The sequence below is a fragment of the Granulicella paludicola genome (assembly GCF_025685545.1).
Classification (GTDB): Bacteria; Acidobacteriota; Terriglobia; order Terriglobales; family Acidobacteriaceae; genus Granulicella; species Granulicella paludicola.
This window is the reverse complement of sequence record NZ_JAGSYC010000026.1, coordinates 673,126-691,549: the sequence shown is the minus strand read 5'-3', so window position 1 is coordinate 691,549 and position 18,424 is coordinate 673,126. Positions and strand designations below refer to the sequence as shown.

The 18,424-nt window shown below is 59.2% G+C and carries 16 protein-coding genes; 4 read left to right on the top strand and 12 right to left on the bottom strand.

Features of this window, described 5'->3' with window-relative positions; translation table 11 throughout:
- Window positions 1-24 precede the first annotated feature (24 nt).
- Window positions 25-1,083 carry an A/G-specific adenine glycosylase gene (locus OHL14_RS18525; protein ID WP_263380868.1) on the bottom strand — a complete coding sequence of 353 codons (1,059 nt, stop codon included), beginning with the start codon at window positions 1,081-1,083 and terminating at the stop codon, window positions 25-27.
- A gap of 126 nt (window positions 1,084-1,209) precedes the next feature.
- Between OHL14_RS18525 and OHL14_RS18520 the strand changes: the two genes are divergently transcribed.
- The gene (locus tag OHL14_RS18520) at window positions 1,210-3,063 is read left to right on the top strand and encodes a PAS domain-containing protein (protein WP_263380867.1); all 1,854 of its coding nucleotides are present in this window, start codon (window positions 1,210-1,212) and stop codon (window positions 3,061-3,063) included.
- Here OHL14_RS18520 and OHL14_RS18515 read toward each other — a convergent pair.
- Window positions 3,060-3,434 carry a hypothetical protein gene (locus OHL14_RS18515; RefSeq protein ID WP_263380866.1) on the bottom strand — a complete coding sequence of 125 codons (375 nt, stop codon included), beginning with the start codon at window positions 3,432-3,434 and terminating at the stop codon, window positions 3,060-3,062. The genes OHL14_RS18520 and OHL14_RS18515 overlap by 4 nt on opposite strands.
- Before the next feature lie 195 nt (window positions 3,435-3,629).
- Here OHL14_RS18515 and OHL14_RS18510 point away from each other — a divergent pair, with 195 nt between their 5' ends.
- A complete protein-coding gene (locus tag OHL14_RS18510) occupies window positions 3,630-4,328 on the top strand; it encodes a Crp/Fnr family transcriptional regulator (RefSeq protein WP_263380865.1) in 699 nt (232 codons plus the stop codon).
- 28 nt (window positions 4,329-4,356) lie between these two features.
- Here the strand turns inward: OHL14_RS18510 and OHL14_RS18505 are convergent, their stop codons facing one another.
- Genes OHL14_RS18505 through OHL14_RS18495 form a run of 3 tightly spaced genes read right to left on the bottom strand, consistent with a single transcriptional unit; the run spans window position 4,357 to window position 6,687 of the window.
- Complete coding sequence (locus tag OHL14_RS18505) at window positions 4,357-5,088, bottom strand: DUF5995 family protein (protein ID WP_263380864.1); 732 nt, start codon at window positions 5,086-5,088, stop codon at window positions 4,357-4,359.
- A 56-nt stretch (window positions 5,089-5,144) separates the two neighbouring features.
- The gene (locus tag OHL14_RS18500) at window positions 5,145-6,212 is read right to left on the bottom strand and encodes a glycoside hydrolase family 43 protein (protein WP_263380863.1); all 1,068 of its coding nucleotides are present in this window, start codon (window positions 6,210-6,212) and stop codon (window positions 5,145-5,147) included.
- A 46-nt stretch (window positions 6,213-6,258) separates the two neighbouring features.
- Complete coding sequence (locus OHL14_RS18495) at window positions 6,259-6,687, bottom strand: winged helix-turn-helix transcriptional regulator (RefSeq protein WP_263380862.1); 429 nt, start codon at window positions 6,685-6,687, stop codon at window positions 6,259-6,261.
- 107 nt (window positions 6,688-6,794) lie between these two features.
- Between OHL14_RS18495 and OHL14_RS18490 the strand changes: the two genes are divergently transcribed.
- Window positions 6,795-7,652, top strand: coding sequence for an SDR family oxidoreductase (locus OHL14_RS18490; RefSeq protein WP_263380861.1), 858 nt, complete (start codon window positions 6,795-6,797; stop codon window positions 7,650-7,652).
- A 49-nt stretch (window positions 7,653-7,701) separates the two neighbouring features.
- Here the strand turns inward: OHL14_RS18490 and OHL14_RS18485 are convergent, their stop codons facing one another.
- The 6 genes from OHL14_RS18485 to OHL14_RS18460 all read right to left on the bottom strand — a co-directional run bounded on the left by OHL14_RS18485 (window position 7,702) and on the right by OHL14_RS18460 (window position 14,882).
- A complete protein-coding gene (locus OHL14_RS18485; protein WP_263380860.1) occupies window positions 7,702-8,337 on the bottom strand; it encodes a YdeI/OmpD-associated family protein in 636 nt (211 codons plus the stop codon).
- A gap of 60 nt (window positions 8,338-8,397) precedes the next feature.
- Window positions 8,398-9,504 carry an NAD(P)/FAD-dependent oxidoreductase gene (locus tag OHL14_RS18480; RefSeq protein ID WP_263380859.1) on the bottom strand — a complete coding sequence of 369 codons (1,107 nt, stop codon included), beginning with the start codon at window positions 9,502-9,504 and terminating at the stop codon, window positions 8,398-8,400.
- Between the two features lie 4 nt (window positions 9,505-9,508).
- Window positions 9,509-10,240 (bottom strand): methyltransferase domain-containing protein, encoded by a 732-nt coding sequence (locus OHL14_RS18475; protein WP_263380858.1) that lies wholly within the window; start codon window positions 10,238-10,240, stop codon window positions 9,509-9,511.
- Window positions 10,230-11,300: a type III polyketide synthase gene (locus OHL14_RS18470; protein ID WP_263380857.1), complete on the bottom strand. Its 1,071-nt coding sequence runs from the start codon at window positions 11,298-11,300 to the stop codon at window positions 10,230-10,232. The genes OHL14_RS18475 and OHL14_RS18470 overlap by 11 nt, the downstream gene beginning before the upstream one ends.
- 224 nt (window positions 11,301-11,524) lie before the next feature.
- Window positions 11,525-12,679, bottom strand: coding sequence for an MFS transporter (locus tag OHL14_RS18465; RefSeq protein ID WP_263380856.1), 1,155 nt, complete (start codon window positions 12,677-12,679; stop codon window positions 11,525-11,527).
- Window positions 12,680-12,770: 91 nt separating this feature from the next.
- On the bottom strand, window positions 12,771-14,882 hold the full coding sequence (locus OHL14_RS18460; RefSeq protein WP_263380855.1) for a radical SAM protein: 2,112 nt from the start codon (window positions 14,880-14,882) through the stop codon (window positions 12,771-12,773).
- Window positions 14,883-15,260: 378 nt separating this feature from the next.
- On the opposite strand from OHL14_RS18460, the gene OHL14_RS18455 reads away from it, so the two are divergent.
- Window positions 15,261-15,782 (top strand): hypothetical protein, encoded by a 522-nt coding sequence (locus OHL14_RS18455; protein ID WP_263380854.1) that lies wholly within the window; start codon window positions 15,261-15,263, stop codon window positions 15,780-15,782.
- A gap of 153 nt (window positions 15,783-15,935) precedes the next feature.
- Here the strand turns inward: OHL14_RS18455 and OHL14_RS18450 are convergent, their stop codons facing one another.
- Complete coding sequence (locus tag OHL14_RS18450; RefSeq protein ID WP_263380853.1) at window positions 15,936-18,389, bottom strand: endonuclease MutS2; 2,454 nt, start codon at window positions 18,387-18,389, stop codon at window positions 15,936-15,938.
- Window positions 18,390-18,424: the final 35 nt, after the last annotated feature.

The window sequence follows — 18,424 nt, the reverse complement described above, 5'->3', positions numbered from 1 at the left end:
AGTATAAGTCGCGATACCCGAATTTCAACGCTTTGCCAGCACCCCAACCTTCACCAAGACCTTGCGTGCGAGCCCGGTGATCGGCACCTCGTTCAACTCCTTCACGCCCACCCACAACAGTGCACTCTTCGCCGCCGGAATTTCCTTGCGCAGCACCTTACCCGAGAAGACATCCACCTGGTAGTTCGTGTTCGTGATGGAGTGCTTGACCTGCACGACCGGCTCCATCGCATCCACCGCATCGAGCGACAGCGGCGGCAGCTCCAACATGCCTGCCATCAGGCTGGCGTCGGCTGCTCGGCGCTCCAGCAGCACCTCGGTCGCCCCATGCCGCGTCCGCGTCTCCAGCAGATGCGCGACTCGCTTCTGCCGCATGGTCTCCCGCTTGGCGGTGGGATGTTCGCCGCGCGTGCGGCATAGTTCCATCACGGGACACTGCAGGCACAGCGGCCCGCGCGGCAGGCAGATCGTCGCACCCAGCTCCATCATGGCCTGGTTGTGGTCGCCAGCAGTGTTTCTCCCCTTGTCCCCCCGCAACGGCATCAGGCTTTGCGCCGTCGCCGTTAGTCGCTTCTTTGCCGCTCCACTTTTGTCTTCGGCCTCACCCAAGATGCGAAGTAGTACGCGCTCAACGTTTCCATCGAGCACAGCCACGCTTTCGCCGAAGGCAATGCTCGCAATCGCCGCAGAGGTGTAATCACCGACACCCGGTAAAGCCAGTAGTTCAGCGGCCGTCCGAGGCATCACGCCCCCAAGCTTCTGCACCACGTATTGCGCTCCCTTGTGCAGCATCCGGGCGCGCCGGTAGTAGCCAAGGCCACTCCAAAGCGCTAGCACGTCGCTCTCCTCCCCGGCAGCTAGAGTCTGCACAGTGGGGAACTTCTCCATGAACTCCGTGTAGCGCTCGATGACCGTCGCTACGCGCGTTTGCTGCAGCATCACCTCGCTGAGCCAGGTCGCATAGGGATCATTCACACCGCGCCACGGCAGCTTGCGGGCGCTCTCTCCATACCATCGTCCCAATCGCTCGCGGAAGGTCTCCGGATCGAGGTGCGGCTGCGTCTGTTTCACTGCTTTCGACATACATCAGTCAGTGTATTCGCCGCATCCAAAGAACTCTGCGCACAGCAATGATTTGGCTTATTCTGCAAGTGCCGCCTTTAAGCAGCCCGAAGAAACGAGAACTGCAAGTACGTGCATTCCACCGAGATGAATTCGCAGAAGACTGGCCAGGGGACGGCCACTCAGCAAGATGTCGGTTACCTTGCGAGCATCTTCTCGGACGGGCTGATCCTGATTGATCGCGAATGGCGGATCACGTATGCCAACGCTGCGGCCCGGGAAATCAGCCGCATCGACGACAGCCACATCAACGGGGCTACGCACTGGGAGATGTATCCGGCGACCGTCGGCACCGAGCAGGAGCGCATCTACCGCCGGTCGATGGAAGAGCGTATCTCGCTGGATCACGAGTTCTATTACGCGCCCTTCGAGGTCTGGATTACGCTCCGCACCTATCCCGTGCCCAGCGGCATCGCCGTACATTATCGCGACAGCACTCGGATGAAAGAGGCAGAGCGGAATCGGGACGACAACGCCCGACGCCTGCAGCAGGTCTTCGACACCACAACGGATGCGATCATCGTGCTCGATCCGGATTACCGCATCACCTTTATGAACCGTCGCGCGGTGGAGCTTCTATCGCCGATTGGAGAGGTGATGGGGCGGGTTCTGTTCGAAGCATTTCCCGGCATCGTTTACCAGGATTCGCCGTACATTGCCAACTATCGCCGGGCCATGGAAGACCGCATCCACGGACGATTCGAGGCCTATTATCCTGAGCCATTGAACGTCTGGTTCTCGGTAGAAGCCCGCCCCGCAGACCACACTGGAATCATCGTCTTCTTCCGCGACATCACCCAGCAACGCCTCGATGCCGAGGAGTTGTGGCTGAAGACCGCCGAGACTGAGCGGCAGGCGGCTGAGATTGAAACGCTCTACAGGACTGCGCCGATTGGCCTGGCACTATTCGACACGACCGACTTCCGCTATCTGCGGCTGAACGATCGGCAGGCCCAATTCTTCGGCCTGAAGCCCGAAGAGGTCGTTGGTCGGATCGTCACGGAGATGGCTCCAATCGAAGGCTTACGCGAACTCTTCGAGCAGGTGCGCGATGGACATCCGGTGATTAACTATCCGCTTGAAGGCGAACTCGTAGGCAGCCCGGGCGAGCATCGCTATTGGACAGTAAACTACTTCCCTCTTTACGGAACAGACGGCTCAGTCCAGGCGATTGCAGCGGCCTCTCTGGAGGTGACCGCGCAAAAGAAAGCGGAGATGGCCCTGATCCAGAGCGAGAAGCTGGCGGCGGTGGGGCGACTGGCTTCCTCTATCTCGCATGAGATCAACAACCCGTTGGAATCGGTGACAAATCTGCTGTACCTGATCGCATCGCGTGAGGACTTGTCACTCCCGACACGCGAGTACGTAGACATTGCGCAGGCTGAGCTCGAACGCGTGTCGCAGATCACGACGCAAACGCTGCGGTTCCATCGTCAGGCAGCGCGGTCGACATGGGTCTCTGCTGAACAGCTCCTCAAGCCGGTGATAAACCTGTTCCGCGGCCGCCTGACGAACTCCGACATCGAGCTGGAAGCGCAGTTCAATAGCCAGACGGAGGCGCTCTGCCTGGAGAATGAGATACGCCAGGTGCTGAGCAACCTGATCGCCAACGCCATCGATGCCATGCGCGCAGGCGGCAGGCTGCTGATCCGCTCACATGATGCGTTTCATCCCGTGACCGGTGTGAAGGGAATCCGCATCACGATCGCAGACACTGGACACGGCATGGACCCGGCGACACAGGCACGCATCTTCGAACCCTTTTTTACCACCAAAGACCTGAACGGAACCGGGCTTGGGCTCTGGATCTCGGCTGAGATTCTGGAACGTCATCAGGGCCAGCTCGCGGTGCGGAGCAGCCAGCATCCGCTGCACCACGGCACGGTCTTTGGTCTGTTTCTGCCCATCACTCCTGCGAGAACTGACAGCAGCGAAGACTAATTTTCTATCGCGGCGATCCGCTGAAACGACCGAAGAGCGACACGATAAAACTCATCGGGGCCACCACGCACGGGGATGACGTCGCGGGGCAGAGACTCGGGCATATTCTGATAGCGATGTCCGACCCAAAGCTTCGCCACACCTGGCCATAGGACATCGACCTTCGCGAGAAGCAGCAGACACTCCTCATCGCTTGTGCTGTAACAGAGCACAACAAGATCCGCATCCCACTCATGTTCGAGTAAGTGATCTACATCCGGGAGTCGTTGTGCTGTGAGCACGACAAATCCAGCACGTTCCAGAATCCAGCGCCGCGTGAGATTGAGCATCTCGTCGCCGCCAAACAGAACTGCATGTGGAATCAAGGACATATAGGTTTACTGCCGTTGGGGGCGTAAACGTGACAGTATAGGTTTGTCGCTTGGATTTTTGTCCGCTACCAGACAGACCTGCATTATTTTGATGTCTAACGTAAGAAGCAGCTAAGGAAACGACTTAACGTGGATCAGCCGACCTGATCCGCTGCATAAGCAAACCTATGCGTACGCCAGCAAAAGAGGTTGCCTATGGAGCTCTTCGAGTCAAACACCCTGATCGCTGCTATGCCCGACGAAGCGCGCGCGGTGCTTTTGAAGCGCTGCCAGACCGTCAACCTTCCCCAGCGATTCATCTGCTACGAGGCTGAAGAGCGCCCCACCTTCTGCTACTTCCTCGAAACAGGCTTTGCCTCCGTCGTTGCTACTATGCAGAACGGCGAGACAGCCGAGGTGGAGATGATCGGTCGCGAAGGGATAGTAGGCGGATCTATCCTGCTCGGTTCTCCATCCATTCCCACGCCCACTCGCTGCTTTATCCAGGTAGCTGCACAGGCACTGCGTATTTCTTCCGCAGACATGCTTGAGGTCTTCCAACAGCATCCGGAGATACATAACGCGATCCTGTCGTTCTTCCAGATGGAGATTGCAGCGCTCGGCCAGATCGCAGGCTGCCATCGCATCCATGACGCAGAGCAGCGCCTGTCTCGATGGCTGCTGATGGCGCAGGACCGCGTGGGTAATACCGCGCTGCACCTGACACAGGAGTTCCTGGCAGAGATGCTGGGCACGCGCCGCACCACCGTCACCGAGGTCGCCGGTTCGCTGCAGCGCCGCGGCATGATCGAGTACCAGCGAGGCACCGTCGTGATCGTGAACCGCGCCGCACTTGAAGAGGCTGCCTGCGAGTGCTACGGGATTCTTCGACGCATCTATAGCGTCGCGCAGTAACACTACCTGACTGCACCGCTACTGGGCTTCATACCATCGTCAGAATCGCCCGGCCGAGCGCACCGGTAAGGCCGTCCTGCGCGCCGAGAGCGGCGGTTCGGCTGAGGCCACCCAATCCACGAAGATGGTTGGAGAAGTCCCAGGCTAGATTGCGCGCCTTCACAATATCCCAGAAAGAGAGCAGTCGGCCTACCTTGCCGGTGTCCTGCGCGAGCACGCCAAGGGTATCCGTTGCGAGCAGGGTCAGGGTCGGCGGCGTAAGTGCGCTGAGCAGCGCATTCACCGAGAGATAATCAGTGTGCTCGGGACCGCCCGACGCAGGCATCAGATTGAGTGCCGCATCGGTAGCAATGAGCGCCAGTGCGAGATCATGGTTGATATGCGCATTGAAGCCTGCCAGAGCAAACTGGATGCGATCGATGTTCGGCTCATATCGCGCCTGGAACAATGCGGTCCATGAAGAGGGAACCGCAGCTCCGCCAAGAAAATCACGTAGAGCTGTAAAGTAAAAGCCCGCAAACACCACATCGAGTCGATCGAGCCAGACCGGATTCCGCCAGGCGCCACCGGGCGGGTTGAGGTCGACCCGCTGCGTGACGGAGAGATAGACCTGGTTAAACCACTTAAGGCCGTCGGTCACAGGCAACAAAGCATCAATGGCCTGCAGCTGCGCGATGACGTCGGCAATGGTGGAAGGTTCGGGCCCGCTGAGGAGAGTGTAAAGCGCCTGATCGGCTGGCAATACAGCGGCTGCGGACATGCGAAGGCCTCCGGGAAAGTGCGCTCAGTATAGGTCACTCCAGAGCTCCGCCAGAATTACTTCTTCACACGAAGCATCCGCTCTCCGACACCTTCCGCGGTCATCTTCACCGGCAGGATATTTCCATCCGCGTCGAACTCCATACGGTCGATCGCTAAAACGCGCTCATTGATGCCTGTCGTGCCGAGCGGATGCCGGTGATAGACGATGTACCACTCATCCGTGCCGGGAATCTGCAGCACCGAATGATGACCTGGACCATTCGCCATTGCTGGGTCCCTCTGCAGGATCTTCCCGACACGCACGAACGGGCCAGTCGGGCTGGAGCTCTTCGCATACGCCACACCATAGCTTGAGCCACCCCAATCACCCTCAGACCACATGAAGTAATAGACGCCTTTGCGTTTGAGCACGAACGGACCTTCGACGTAGTGCTCCGGTGTAATCTCCTTGTACATCGAACCGTCCTTCATCGGAATCACGCTCTTCAGATCCGGCGCGAGGCGCGCGACGTTACAGTGCCCCTGGCCGCCGTAGTAGAAGTACAGCGTGCCATCGTCATCCTTGAAGACCATGGGATCGATGGGCTGCGCTCCATTGTGAAACTCGCCGATCAGCGGCTTTCCAAGCGCGTCGATGAACGGGCCTTCCGGCCTGTCGCTGACAGCGACACCGATGCCGCCAGGCTCCTTATCGTTCTTCTGTATGTCGTTCGCTGCAAAGAAGAGATAGTACTTGCCATTAAGATGAATCGCCGTCGGCGCCCAGATGGCATACGAGGCCCACGAAACGTTCCTCACATCCAGCACATTAGGATGCTTCGTCCAATGCACAAGGTCGGTCGAAAAGAGCGCATCGAGCGAGGTCTGCAACAGGTACACGGGATGAATGACCGCGCGACTTCGCAGATGCTGCTGCAAAGGATTGAACGTCGTCTGCTTCGGTGCCTCACTACCAGGATCAGAGGTTGTGGGATAAATCCAGTATTGGTCGCCGTAGACATGCACCTCGGGGTCCGCATACCAGCCTTGATTCGCGAGGTTCGCAGTGGCCTGAGACCAGGCCGTTGTTGCAAGAGGAGCGGAGACGAAGAGCACAGCGATGACGCGCAGAAGACGGTTCATGATCTTCTATTTTATGCACGTTCGGTGGGCTCGATTTGAATGAGCCTTATGCCTGCATGGGTTGCGGCTTCGCTGACTTATTGGCCTCAACCCGCGAGCGATTACGCATGACCTCAGAGATGCTGTCCTCTACCCAATCCGTCAGCGTGCGTAGGTGCACAGCGACCTCGCTGCCCATCTTCGTAAGGCTATACTCCACTTTTGGAGGCACGGTGGGGTAGACTCGACGCGCAACGAGACCATCTGCTTCAAGCGCCTTGAGCGACTGCGCAAGCATTTTCTCGCTGACACCACCAATACCGCGAACCAACTCGCTGAAGCGCTGTGTGCCCTCAAGTAATACAAGCAGCACAAGCGATCCCCAGCGCGAGGTCACATGTTCCAGCACAGCTCTGGAGGGACAGTTCACGTCGTACACATTGCCTTTGCGGAACTTCTGCCTGCCGGAGATGAGTTTTGCAGTAGGCCGCTTCATAAGCGCTAGCTTACCTCAAGGTACGTACTTACGGAAAGTTAGCTTCGGAGCTATGCTTGTTTTTGTGAGGCGGCTTCTGACGTGGCCGCCCGAAAAGGAGAATCGAAATGATCGTAGTTACAGGAGCAACTGGCAAGCTGGGTCAACACGTAATCGAGGGTCTTTTGAAGAAGGTTCCCGCCGCACAGATCGTCGCTGCGGTCCGCAGCCCGGAAAAGGCTGCGAACCTCGCAGTGCTCGGCGTTCAGTTACGCAAGGCAGACTACTCCGACCCACAAACGCTGGCGTCAGCCTTCGCAGGCGCAGAGAAAGTACTGCTCATCTCATCGAGCGAGGTGGGTGTCCGCGTAGCGCAGCACCAGTCTGTGATCGACGCGGCGAAGGCTGCAGGTGTGAAGTTGCTGGCCTACACGAGCATTCTGCGCGCGGACACTTCGACGCTCGCACTCGCAGTCGAGCATCTCGCGACAGAGAAGGCTCTCAAGGCTTCCGGCATCCCGTACACACTGCTGCGCAACGGCTGGTACCTGGAGAACCACACCGAATCACTCGGCGCTGCGTTGCAGCATGGTGCGATCCTTGGTGCTGCCCAGGACGGTAAGTTTGCGGCAGCCTCGCGTAAGGATTACGCTCTGGCTGCGGTCGCGGTGCTCACCACAGAAGGCCACGCAGATAAGACGTATGAACTCGCAGGCGATGCGGCATTCACGCTGACGGAGCTTGCAGCGGAAGTATCGCATGCGGCGAACAAGCCCGTGGTCTACAAGAACTTGCCAGAGGCCGACTATGAGACGGCGCTGAAGGGCTTCGGTCTACCCGCTGAGATTGCGCATATTCTCGCGGACTCCGATGCGGGTGCGGCGAAGGGCGAGCTCGATAGTAACTCGCGCGATCTGCACAATCTGCTCGGCCATGCGACGACAACGTTGACTGCAGCAGTTGCGGCAGCAGTTTCAAAGAGCTAAGTTCGCGTTCAACGAAAGGGCGAGACCTGCAGATGCGGGTCTCGCTTTCTTATTTGCTCTCGTACTTCCAGTTGCGGTTCTTGCCTTCAGCGATCCAGTCCACAGCCTGCGCAGCGCGGCGCTCCCGCGTAGCATCCTGCTTTGCCTCAGCAATCCACTGGCAGTACTCACGACGGCAGCCTGGTGTCATCTTCTCGAACTTCTTGGCTGCCACCTTGTTCTTCTTGAGAGCAGCTGCGAGTGCCTCTGGTACTTCGGCTTCCGCCTTAGCCACCTTTGGTCGCGACCACGCCTTCGTCCGTTCGCCCGTCGCAATCTTCCTAGCTGCGTCCTTCACATACGCCACCAACTTACTGCGCGAGGGCAGCTCGTCGATAGAGATGATCTTGCCAAAGCTACCCATGCCTTCGCTTGAAGCAACACCGTCGGCACGCAGTCGCGTCGCTATGTCCTCTCCCCAGAGACCAAAGCTGCAATGGGCCTTGAAGCTTGAGAGGTTGGCGAGGATAACGCCTTGATAGACGAAGAACGGTCGCGACCACTTCATCTCCTCCGTCACTCCAGGCGCACCCTCATGGATGACCTCCCGCAACTCCGTGAGGATAGGCTGTGCAAACGGTGCCGACTTCGCGATATAGGCGTCTACCAGTGCGATCCGTGTACCCGCCACCTTTTTCGTTGCCATGCCGAGCTCCGTGGTAAAGGGATTGGGCAAAAGTATATCGCCGACTTTGTCGGTCACCTTCTAAAGCAGTGCATCGGCAGGAATCCGCGTCCAGCGCGCGATCATGCCCATCGTCTTGGGACGTAGCCGGACCGTTGCTGCCATTATCCCCCGCACGGCAGGCGAAACCATGCCGCGCGAGACGAGCGTCGCCAAAGCCACCTGTCGCGAGAGTTGCGCATGCAGGCGCCGCTGGTACGCCTGCGCGGTTTCGCCTGCCAGATACATCGACGCCGCAAGTCTGCCGGAGTGCAGCGCTATCGCCATGCCGTCGCCTGTAAACGAAGGGATGACGGCCGCCTGATCGCCGAGCGACCACAGGCCATCCTCTGCGTCGCGACGCACGTACCCGTACGGTATGGAAGATACCGCCAGCGGCCGCTGCAACAGCGGCGTTGCGTTGGAGAGTCGGGCCGTCAGATGCGGGCAATCCAGCTTCATCACCGCAAGCATGTTTTGCCAGTAGCCGCCCAGGCTCTGCAGCTGCGACTTGCGCATGATCCAGCCAAGGTTGGCGCTGCCGTCTTCAACCAGCTGCAGGCCCGCATATCCGCCACGAAAGAGCAGCAGCTCGATGTATCCGCCAAGCTCGGCCGCCTGACGCGGATCGAGGTCAAAGTACATCTTGAACCCGACCATATCGCGCTGCACGCCTTGAGGACGAGAGCGGCCTGTAAGGTCATGCTTGCCGGAGGCGGCAAAGACCGTCTCCACATCAAGCGAGGGTTGCGAGTCCAAGTGAATCGTCCATCCGTCGCCATGCCGCTTCAGCTGGAGAACGCGTGTTCCACGTGAAACATGTACGCCGCAACGCACGACCTCTTGCAGCAGAGCTTCATCCAGCAGTCTGCGGGTAAGCGACATCGCCTGGAACGGCAGGCGCGATGCCTTGACCCGGCGAGCATCCGCAAGGCGGACGCCCGTAATATTGCGCGCTCCAAGCCCCGCCGCATCGATGCCCAAAGCTTGAAGAGATTGCAGTGCCTCCTGACTGAGGAACTCGCCGCAGACCTTATGCTGCGGCTGCGTCTCGCGCTCCAGCAGCGTCACCTGTCGCCCTGCGTGAGCCAGCGTAATCGCCGCAGCCGACCCCGCAAGTCCACCGCCAATGATGACGATTTCTGCCATACGCCTACTTCACTCTTCCTACACAGAGCCGTCCGGGCGTCCAGCGGTGCAGCGCAACCACTGACGCATCGATGCTTGCAGCACTCAACATGCGCAGCCAGTCGTCCTCGCGAAACGCGCGGCGAAACGAGACAGGTCCATCGTGCTGCACCATCTTGTGCCAGCGCAATACCTTGGCAGCGAGACTGAAGAGTCTGTACGGTGTCTCCTCTCGCACAAGATCGTTTACATACCAGCCCAGGCTCGCGGTCTCTTCCATCCACGCAAGCAACTGCACCACCTCAGTCTCCTCAAGATGATGCGTGAGCAGCGCACTCAGCACGATATCGACAGGCTCTTCATACGCAAAGGCATTGCCTGCAATCCACTCGATGCGCGAACCCTTCACCGCCTCTTTACGTGTCCAGTCGCGAGCGATCGCAATCGTCTCCGCATTTAGATCGATTCCCGTCAGCTTCAGTTCAACGCCTCGCCGTGTTGCCCAGCGCTCGATGCGCCGCAGCATATCGCCGCTGCCACATCCGACATCGACGATGCGCAAAGTCCTGCCCTTGGCGCTTTGCACCAAAGGCCCTAGCCAACTCAAGGTAGGCCGGGCAGAGAGAGTAAGGGTGTTTACCTGTTCTAGCGAACGCATGTACGCGCAAAGCTCTTCATAACTGCGAGGTTCGTCGAGCCACTCGGGCAGCTCGGCCGGAGGTACGCGGCTCGTAAAGTCTGGCACGCTAGACGGCATGGAAGAGCATCGTCTCCGCAGTGAGGCCCGGACCAAACGACATCGCACAGCCCAGGTCTCCGGGTCTCGCCTGCTGCATGAGCTTCTCCATCACAAACATCACCGTCGCCGAGCTCATATTTCCAAAGCAGTCCAGCACCTCGCGCGACGACCTAAGCGCCTCCTTTGGAAGGTCCAGCCCCCGCTCCACCGCGTCGAGAATCGTCTTGCCGCCAGGATGCACACCCCACAGCGCAATATCGTCCTTATGAAGCTTTCCGAGGACTTCTCTGCCGCCGTCGGTAAGCGCTTTGCCTATCTGCCCCGGCACCTTCCCCGAGAGCAGCATATCGAAGCCGACGCCGCGAATCTTCCAGGTAATCAGGTCGCGTGTCTCGGGAATCAGAACGGAACGGAAGCTGTCCATCGCAAAGCCTACTGGCTCCGTAGAGATGAGGCTCGCCGCGCAGCCGTCGCTGAATACCAGAAACGACAGCACCTGCTCCAGCTCCTGCGTCTCCTGCATGTGCAGCGTGCACAGCTCAAGATTCAAGAGAAGCACCTTCGCCGTCGGTTCGGAGCGAACAATGTGCCGCGCCTGCTTCAGGCCGTTGATCGCCGCATAGCAGCCCATAAAGCCGATCATCGTGCGTTCGACTGTGGTCTCAAGGCCAAGGTGGTCCAGAATATCGAAATCGAGGCCAGGAGCATAAAGGCCAGTACATGAGGTGACCAGAACGTGCGTGATCCCGCGACGTTCCTCTTCGCTTAACTTCAGCTTATCTAGCGTGCTCTGCGCCAGCTTTGGAGCGAACCGTTCGAAGATCTGCATACGCTTGGCAGTGTCAGGGAATCTGCCCCGCGTATAGAAGTCGTGGGCATTGACGTGGAAGCCGTTGTTGACTTCATGCGGCGTCAGCACTGAATAGCGGCGGCTTATCTCCGCCCTCTGCGCCATGCGGCGAAAAACGGGCTGCACCCGTGGATCTTCCAGCATGTCGTACGCAAACTCGACGAAGGCGTTATGAACATCGTCACGCGGAACATCGGTGGCGATTCGGTTAATGTAGGCCTGAGTCAAGGCTCCTCCGGTATTGGTTAGGATGCACGATCTTCGCGAAAGCTGTGCCAGTCGATTGTCCCTTACTTGTATCAGACGAACGCAAAGTCTGGATTTTAGGACGTTGCCGGAGTACGAGTCTTAAATGAGCATTTTGTCATCGACCGTTCCCTTATCGCACCTGGAGCAAGGGCGCAGACCCAACACCTCCAGCCTTTCCTCCCGTTCGTCTCATCTACGCCACATCAGATGGCCTCAGCCACTTCATTGCGATCGACATGTCGCGCAGTAAAGGCTACGCAGAGCGCGAGTGTCGCGATGCCCGCGCTGACATACGGCAGATGGCGATAGGTCAACCCATGCGTGAGAGCGATGCCGCCGAGACTTGCTCCAATGGCGTTGCCGAAGTTGAAGGCACTCTGGTTGAGCACCGAGGCTAAGTTCGGACTGTTCGCCTTCTCCACGATGCGTGCCTGGAAAGGGGCTGCGGCCGCGAAGTGAATGAAGCCCCACAGAAAGACCGAGGCGATCGCTGGGATACGGAATGGCGCAGCCGTCGGCATCAGCAGGAAGGTGAGAATCAGCAGGCCCATGCCGACGAGGATCACGGCCATCTGGTTGCGGTCGCTCAGCCAGCCGCCAAGCAGGTTGCCAAAGGTAATACCGATGCCAAAAATCACCAGCACCCACGTCACGACGCTAGGTGAAAGATGCGTAACAAACTCCAGAATCGGCGCGATGTACGTGAGCACGCAGAACATCGCCACGGAGGAGAGCGTACTCAACGCCAGTACCAGTTGCACCGGTAGCTTCATCACATCGCGCAACTCTTGTAGCAGGTGAGTAGGCTCTGGTATCTGGGACGGAACGAGGGCGATGAGCAGCGTAATGGCAATCACCCCGATGGGAACCAGCGCCCAGAAAGCCGCTCGCCAGCCGAACGCAAGACCGAGCGCGGTGCCTGCGGGAACGCCGAGAATGTTCGCCAGCGTAAGCCCGGAGAACATCAGGGCGATAGCCTGCGCGCGCTCGTTCTTCGGAACAAGATTTGCAGCCAACACGCTGGCGATGCCAAAGAACGATCCATGACAGAGCGCGGTAAGGATACGCGCCCCCAGCAGCAGCCCGAAGCCTGGGGCCAGCGCACAGAGCGCGTTGCCTCCGGTGAAAAGCGACATCAGGATCAGCAGCGCCTTGCGACGGTCCATCTTGCCGAGCGCCACAGCCACCAATGGCGATCCAATCGTGACGCTTAGCGCATATCCCGACACCAGCGTGCCCGCTTTCGGAATGCTGACATGGAAGTCCTCAGCCAACTGGGGCAACAACCCCATGATAATGAACTCGGTGGTGCCGATGCCAAAGGCGGCAGCCGTCAATGCGAGAAGGGATTTGCGCATACATACCAGTATGAGGGATCAGTGGAAGAAGACAGAAACGACAAAGGCCGCCATCGCTGGCGGCCTTTGTGTCATGAGTCAGTACAAGCGATTAGTCGCCAGCAACCAGCTCGTCGTTCTTCACTTCAACCGTGGAGGTAGCCGACGGAGCAGCAGCCTTGATCTCGCCCAGACCGACGAAGCCAGCAATCTCCGGCTCCTTCAGCACTTCCTTGCGGTATAGCTTAGCCATGCGAGCATTCTCGGCATCCTGCTTCAGCTTGGCGTCGCGCGCGCGGATCTTCTCTTCGCGAGCGTTCTTGGCGATACCGCTCTTCTCGAACGTGTCGTTAGCAGCCGAATCAACATGCTCCTGGTTGAGAACGAGGTCATACTTCGCCTCGCGCTCCAGGCCGACCTTCTTACCACCGGCGAAGATCTCGTGACGGCCATGCTCCTCATACCACTTGGTGAGCGACGACGTCATGTGCATCTTCTCGATGATGTTGCGCCAGCCGACGCCGGTGTTGTAAGCGCAGAAGGAAATCTCGCCTTCCTGCGTGGCGTACGGGATAATGCACTGCTCGGTACGACGGAAGTCGTAGTTGAAGAGGTCCTGGAACCACATGCCGGCGATGAACAGGAAGTTCCAGCGATCGGCGCGGCGCTTCTCGATGTCTTCCATCGTGCGGTCAGCAGTCACCTTGCCATACTTGCGGCCCGTTGCGCCAAAGCACTTATCGAACTTGGTCAGCAGCGAGAAGATGCTGAAGTGCGTGGGAGCATTCGAAGGCTCGTAGTTGCGAATCAGGGCCAAGCCAGCACCAGCAATGGTGAGGAACTTACCGCGAGCGGCATCATTCACCTTCGCGATGTCCTTTGCCAGCTGCACTGCGTTCAGGAACGCCGTGACGGGCACAGCTTCCTTCGTTTCCTTGTCGATCATCAGCGCCATACCGATACCGCAGTTCGGGTGGCAACCGCAGGAGAGCTGGCCCCAGTCGTGCTCGGGTCCGTGTACCAGATCGGCCCAGTCAGAAAAGGTCGACATGAAGCTGATCGGGAACCAGTCGCGAGTGCTCTCGCCGAGACCCGTCTGGCTGCGAACATCGTGTGCAAGATGCGACAGCGTGTAACGCTGTGCCATGCGGCGCTCATCGGAGACGGCCTCGTCGCGGCCCGTGAACGAAACCGGCTGGAACGAGAGGAAGTTGATCTTCTTCGGGTTGTCGAGCGCGAACTCGATGATGCGGCCAACCTGCTCGTTGTTAATGCCGTTGATGATGCAGGTGACGGGAACGATGTCCACACCGGCCTCGTGCAGGTTGTGGATGGCCTGGAGCTTTACGTCGAACGCGTTGCCGACCTTACGGTGCGAGTTCGGCGCGTTGCCGATGCCATCGAACTGGAGGTAAGCGTAGCGCAGACCAGCCTCGGCAGCAGCCTTGGCAAACTCCTTGGACTTCGCGAACTCGATGCCGTTGGTCGCAGCCTGCACAGAGTTGTAGCCCACCTTGCGGGCGTAAGCGACAGCGTCGAGGAAGTAGGGGCTGAGCGTGGGCTCGCCGCCGGAGAACTGGACCGACATCTGGCGCTTGGGCTTGATGGTGATCGCATTGTCCAGCATGGTCTTGATCTCGTCCCACGTAAGTTCGTGAACGAAGCCGACCTGGTTCGCATCCATGAAGCAGGGATCGCACATCATGTTGCAGCGGTTCGTCAGATCGATCGTCAGAACCGACCCACGACCGTGCGTCACGGTCGAAGTGCCGTGGTTGTGCAGGTCCTTATCGTTGTGCGCGCGGATGTCGCGGCCCGGGAACACGTCCTCGAGGTGCTTCATCATCGGCGGATCGATCGACATCACGTCTTCGAAGTGGCCGTGGATGGGGCAGTCCTTCACCATCAGGATCTGGCCGTCGCGCTCGATGATCTGCGCCTTGATCTCGCCGACCTTCTCGTTCAAGAGGATCTCGTGCGGCAGCTTGCCGTCCACGATCTGCTGGCGGATCTCGGGGATACAGCGGGGGCAGAGGGAGTCGGTCGTACGGGGCCAGCCGAGGGGCGGCTTCTCCTTCTGGTAGCTCTTCAGCAGAGGCTTATCGGACCACTTCGGCGTAAAGCTCTTGTTGGGGCTGATGCCGTTCAGCTTCTCGAATACGCTCCACGTTGCCCGTGCGCCGTATACGACACCTGTCTCAAGGACCTTCGTTAGTTTTCCCATGTTCCTTCTCCGTCTCCTGAATGGCCGCCGCAGGTGTCCTGCGACGATCCCTGATGAATCTTTACTTACTTGCTGACTGGTGGCTTCCGGGGAATGTCACGGCCAGCGACAAGATTGCACTTTTGAGCCTAGAGGACTCTCCGGGCAAAGTCGCTCAAGAAACAGCGAACGGCGATATGCAGCAGCGAGTGGATAGAAATCCGCAGCCAATGGGAACGACCGACGGGTGCCGAAGCCACTCTATGTACTTGAAGGCAAAGGGAGTCGGCGGCTGAGCCCTCTCTCAGAAGCGAAAATGAGAGGTTTCTGAGAAGGCTCGGGCTTCCTTTATATATAGAGTGACGACCATTGAGAAGCGTGAGGCGTAAGCGAAGGATTATGGCTGTAGAGAAGAGTGTCTTGCTAAGGCTGAAGCCGATCGTGATCTGCGCATCTTTGGCCTTTGCCCTGCAAAGCCACGCGGAGCCTTTGCCCGCCCAGTTGAAAGGAACGTGGCGCATTACAAAGTTGCTGCCAACAACCAATATTGGCTGCTGGACTGCGGACCAGGCTGCCTCGCTGGTTGGAAGCTCGCTGGTGTATGGGCCGAGGTCGATGACGTGGAAGGGCGGCACTGTTCCCCTGCTGGGCGTGAGCACTCGACTGGTCGATACCGACGACGTAAAGAGCGAGTCCGGCGGTGGCGCGAAGGCGGCAGACTTTACCCAGCTAAAGATCGGTAAAGATAACGTGCTCGAAGTGAATCTCCAACACGATGATGCTGACATCACCGGGGCCAGCACAGAAGTCCCCGGCGACTCTGTCTTGTTAGCTGCACCGAACCGCATCGTAGCCAGCGCGTGCGGCGTCTACTTTGAGGCGACGCGAGTCGTTACTCCGAAGCCAAAGGCAAAGCACTAGCATTCAGCTCGCGAATCTTCGCCTCCTCGGCAGAGCGGTCGCTGTGAGCCTTGCAGCCTGCGAGACATCTCAAGGCGGAGAAGAGAGCGACGGGAGCGAAGGACATAAACGTTATCCGATCGGGAGTGAAGTGCTCTCACTAGACAACCGGATTCATTGCCGAAACTCCACGATCGTCGCCCCCTGGCCGCCTTCGTTATACGGCGGTTCCGTCACTGCAACCACATGCGGATGCTTGCGCAGGTAGTCCCGAAGCGTGCGGCGGAGAATGCCCATACCGACGCCGTGCACCACGCGCACTCGCTGCAACCCAGCGAGAAACGCCTGCTCGATGAACCGTGATACATCGCTCTCCGCTTCGTCAGCAGTCTTGCCGATCACGTTGATCTCCGACGTGATGTAGCCGCTATCATCATTCGCATTCGCAACCGTCACGCCTCCGCTACGTCGCGATGGAGCAGTCTTGGCAAGCGCCACCACCTCCGCAACATCCGTCCGAGGTACGCGCGTCTTCATCGGACCGACCTGCACCTCGAGTGTCTTCGTATCAACCACGCGCAGTACGCGGCCCTCGCGGTTCAACGACTTCAGCCGCACCGTGTCGCCCACCTGCGGGTCGCGCTTCCGCTCGGCGGCCTTCGCCGCCTGCTGCTCTGGGGTCGTGTTGTGCGCGGTGACGGTCGACTGAAATTGTGCTGAGAACTCACGTTTCAACTGCGCGATCCGCAGCGCCGAGTCCTTCGCAATCTTCTGCGCAACAGTCTTGTCATCGATCGCCTTGACCGTGTCTCGCAGCTGCGACTCGAAGTCTTCGATCAACTGCTTCAGCTGCTGCTCTAGTTCACGTGTACGCTTCTGCTGCTCGACCCGGCCCTCCTGCTCCAGCCGCGTGCGTTCACGTATGAGCTCCCGCTGACTTGCGGCAAGCTGCTCGCGCTCATTGTTTGCAGCGGTGAGTTGAGCATGAAGCTCATCGAGGAATCGACCGATGTCCACCTGCTGCGTGCTCATCTGCGATCGCGCATTTGCCACAATAGCCGGATCAAGGCCCAGTCGTGCAGCGATGTTCAAACCCGCCGAAGCTCCCGGCACACCAAGCCGCAGCTCGTATGTCGGTGCCAGTGCGACCTCATCAAAGCCGACAGCCGCGTTCAGCACTGCATCGTGCTTCGCCGCATACACCTTCAGCGACGTAAGGTGCGTCGTGATAATGCTCCATACGTGGCGCAGCAGAAAGTGCTCAGCAACCGCGACAGCGAGCGCTGCGCCTTCTTCGGGATCGGTCGCGGAACCAAGCTCATCAAGTAAAACCAACGAGCGATCATCCGCCTCACGCGAAATCCTATCAACGTTCACTACGTGCGCGGAGAAGGTTGACAGGTTCTGCTCAATCGACTGTGCATCACCGATATCCGCGTACAGCGCCGTAAAGATCGGCAGCTGCGCCGTCGTTGCAGGCACCGGCAGACCGCTCTGCGCCATCACCGCGAGCAAGCCAGCGGTCTTCAGCGCGACCGTCTTGCCGCCGGTGTTCGGGCCGCTGATGATCATCTGCCGCTTACCTTCGGTCAACGCTAGATTCAGCGGAACGATGCTCGCTCCCTGTTCGCGTAGGCGCGATTCCAGCAGCGGATGCCGCGCTGCCAGCAGCTCCAAACCTGCGTCTCCCGCCTGCGTAAACTTCGGGCGAACGCAGTTCATATCGAGCGAGAACCGCGCCACGCCTTGATGTGCATCGACCTCCGCCAGAATCCCAGCGCCGAGCAGTAGCGGCTGTGCATTCGCCGCCACAGCGCGCGTCATCGCGACAAGGATGCGATGCACCTCGGCCTGCTCTTCATCCAGCAGCCGCGCCATCTCGTTGTTCTGCTCAATGGTCTCCATCGGCTCGACGAACACCGTCTGCCCGGTTGAACTCGATCCATGAATCACACCGCCGACCTTACGTTTGTACTCGGCCTTTACGGGAATCACGAAGCGTTCGCCGCGCACGGTAATCACTGCGTCCTGCGTCGAGCCGTCTTCCGACAGCTTCGCGAGAGCGCGCCGCAGGCTCGCTTCAATCGCACGATGCTGCTGCCCGAGTGCCTTGCGAATCCGCCGCAACTCAGGCGAGGCAGCGTCGCTGAGTGTTCCATCCGGCTCGATCTTTCCGCTGAGCTGCCGCAGCATCTCACCAAGATCGTGAGGCAGTAGCGGAGCTGACAGCGCCTCGGTCGCGGGCCATTGATCGCGCACAGCCTCCGGCGGCGAGAGCACCGTCATTCGCCACGCTTCGACGCGCTCGGCGTGTTCAATCACCGAGCGCAGCTCCAGAGCCTCCAGCGCAGACCCTTCGATGCGTGCCTTGTCCAGCAACTCCGAAACGTCCAGAATGCCGCGCAGGTCGAAGCTCGCACCGCCCAGCACCAGCAGCCGCATCTCCGCATTTAACTGCTGCTGCGTTTCGATCCAGGCAGCATCGGCGCTGGGTTCCAGCGCGAGCAGCCAGTTGCGGCCAAGCTGCGAAAAGGTGCGTCCGGCAAGGCGCTCGCGAAACGACTCCCATTGCAGGGAGGAGCTGCCACGCTCAAGCAAAACTTCGGGGATTTCAGGAACAAACGTCATCTCTTCCATTCTAGGCTCGGGAACCGAACACCAAC

What these genes read in the sequence shown, in the direction of transcription:
- OHL14_RS18525 (WP_263380868.1), bottom strand. Translation starts at nt 1,083, where the DNA reads ATGTCGAAAGCAGTGAAACAGACGCAGCCGCACCTCGATCCGGAGACC.
- OHL14_RS18520 (WP_263380867.1), top strand. Translation starts at nt 1,210, where the DNA reads ATGAATTCGCAGAAGACTGGCCAGGGGACGGCCACTCAGCAAGATGTC.
- OHL14_RS18515 (WP_263380866.1), bottom strand. Translation starts at nt 3,434, where the DNA reads ATGTCCTTGATTCCACATGCAGTTCTGTTTGGCGGCGACGAGATGCTC.
- OHL14_RS18510 (WP_263380865.1), top strand. Translation starts at nt 3,630, where the DNA reads ATGGAGCTCTTCGAGTCAAACACCCTGATCGCTGCTATGCCCGACGAA.
- OHL14_RS18505 (WP_263380864.1), bottom strand. Translation starts at nt 5,088, where the DNA reads ATGTCCGCAGCCGCTGTATTGCCAGCCGATCAGGCGCTTTACACTCTC.
- OHL14_RS18500 (WP_263380863.1), bottom strand. Translation starts at nt 6,212, where the DNA reads ATGAACCGTCTTCTGCGCGTCATCGCTGTGCTCTTCGTCTCCGCTCCT.
- OHL14_RS18495 (WP_263380862.1), bottom strand. Translation starts at nt 6,687, where the DNA reads ATGAAGCGGCCTACTGCAAAACTCATCTCCGGCAGGCAGAAGTTCCGC.
- OHL14_RS18490 (WP_263380861.1), top strand. Translation starts at nt 6,795, where the DNA reads ATGATCGTAGTTACAGGAGCAACTGGCAAGCTGGGTCAACACGTAATC.
- OHL14_RS18485 (WP_263380860.1), bottom strand. Translation starts at nt 8,337, where the DNA reads ATGGCAACGAAAAAGGTGGCGGGTACACGGATCGCACTGGTAGACGCC.
- OHL14_RS18480 (WP_263380859.1), bottom strand. Translation starts at nt 9,504, where the DNA reads ATGGCAGAAATCGTCATCATTGGCGGTGGACTTGCGGGGTCGGCTGCG.
- OHL14_RS18475 (WP_263380858.1), bottom strand. Translation starts at nt 10,240, where the DNA reads ATGCCGTCTAGCGTGCCAGACTTTACGAGCCGCGTACCTCCGGCCGAG.
- OHL14_RS18465 (WP_263380856.1), bottom strand. Translation starts at nt 12,679, where the DNA reads ATGCGCAAATCCCTTCTCGCATTGACGGCTGCCGCCTTTGGCATCGGC.
- OHL14_RS18460 (WP_263380855.1), bottom strand. Translation starts at nt 14,882, where the DNA reads ATGGGAAAACTAACGAAGGTCCTTGAGACAGGTGTCGTATACGGCGCA.
- OHL14_RS18455 (WP_263380854.1), top strand. Translation starts at nt 15,261, where the DNA reads ATGGCTGTAGAGAAGAGTGTCTTGCTAAGGCTGAAGCCGATCGTGATC.
- OHL14_RS18450 (WP_263380853.1), bottom strand. Translation starts at nt 18,389, where the DNA reads ATGACGTTTGTTCCTGAAATCCCCGAAGTTTTGCTTGAGCGTGGCAGC.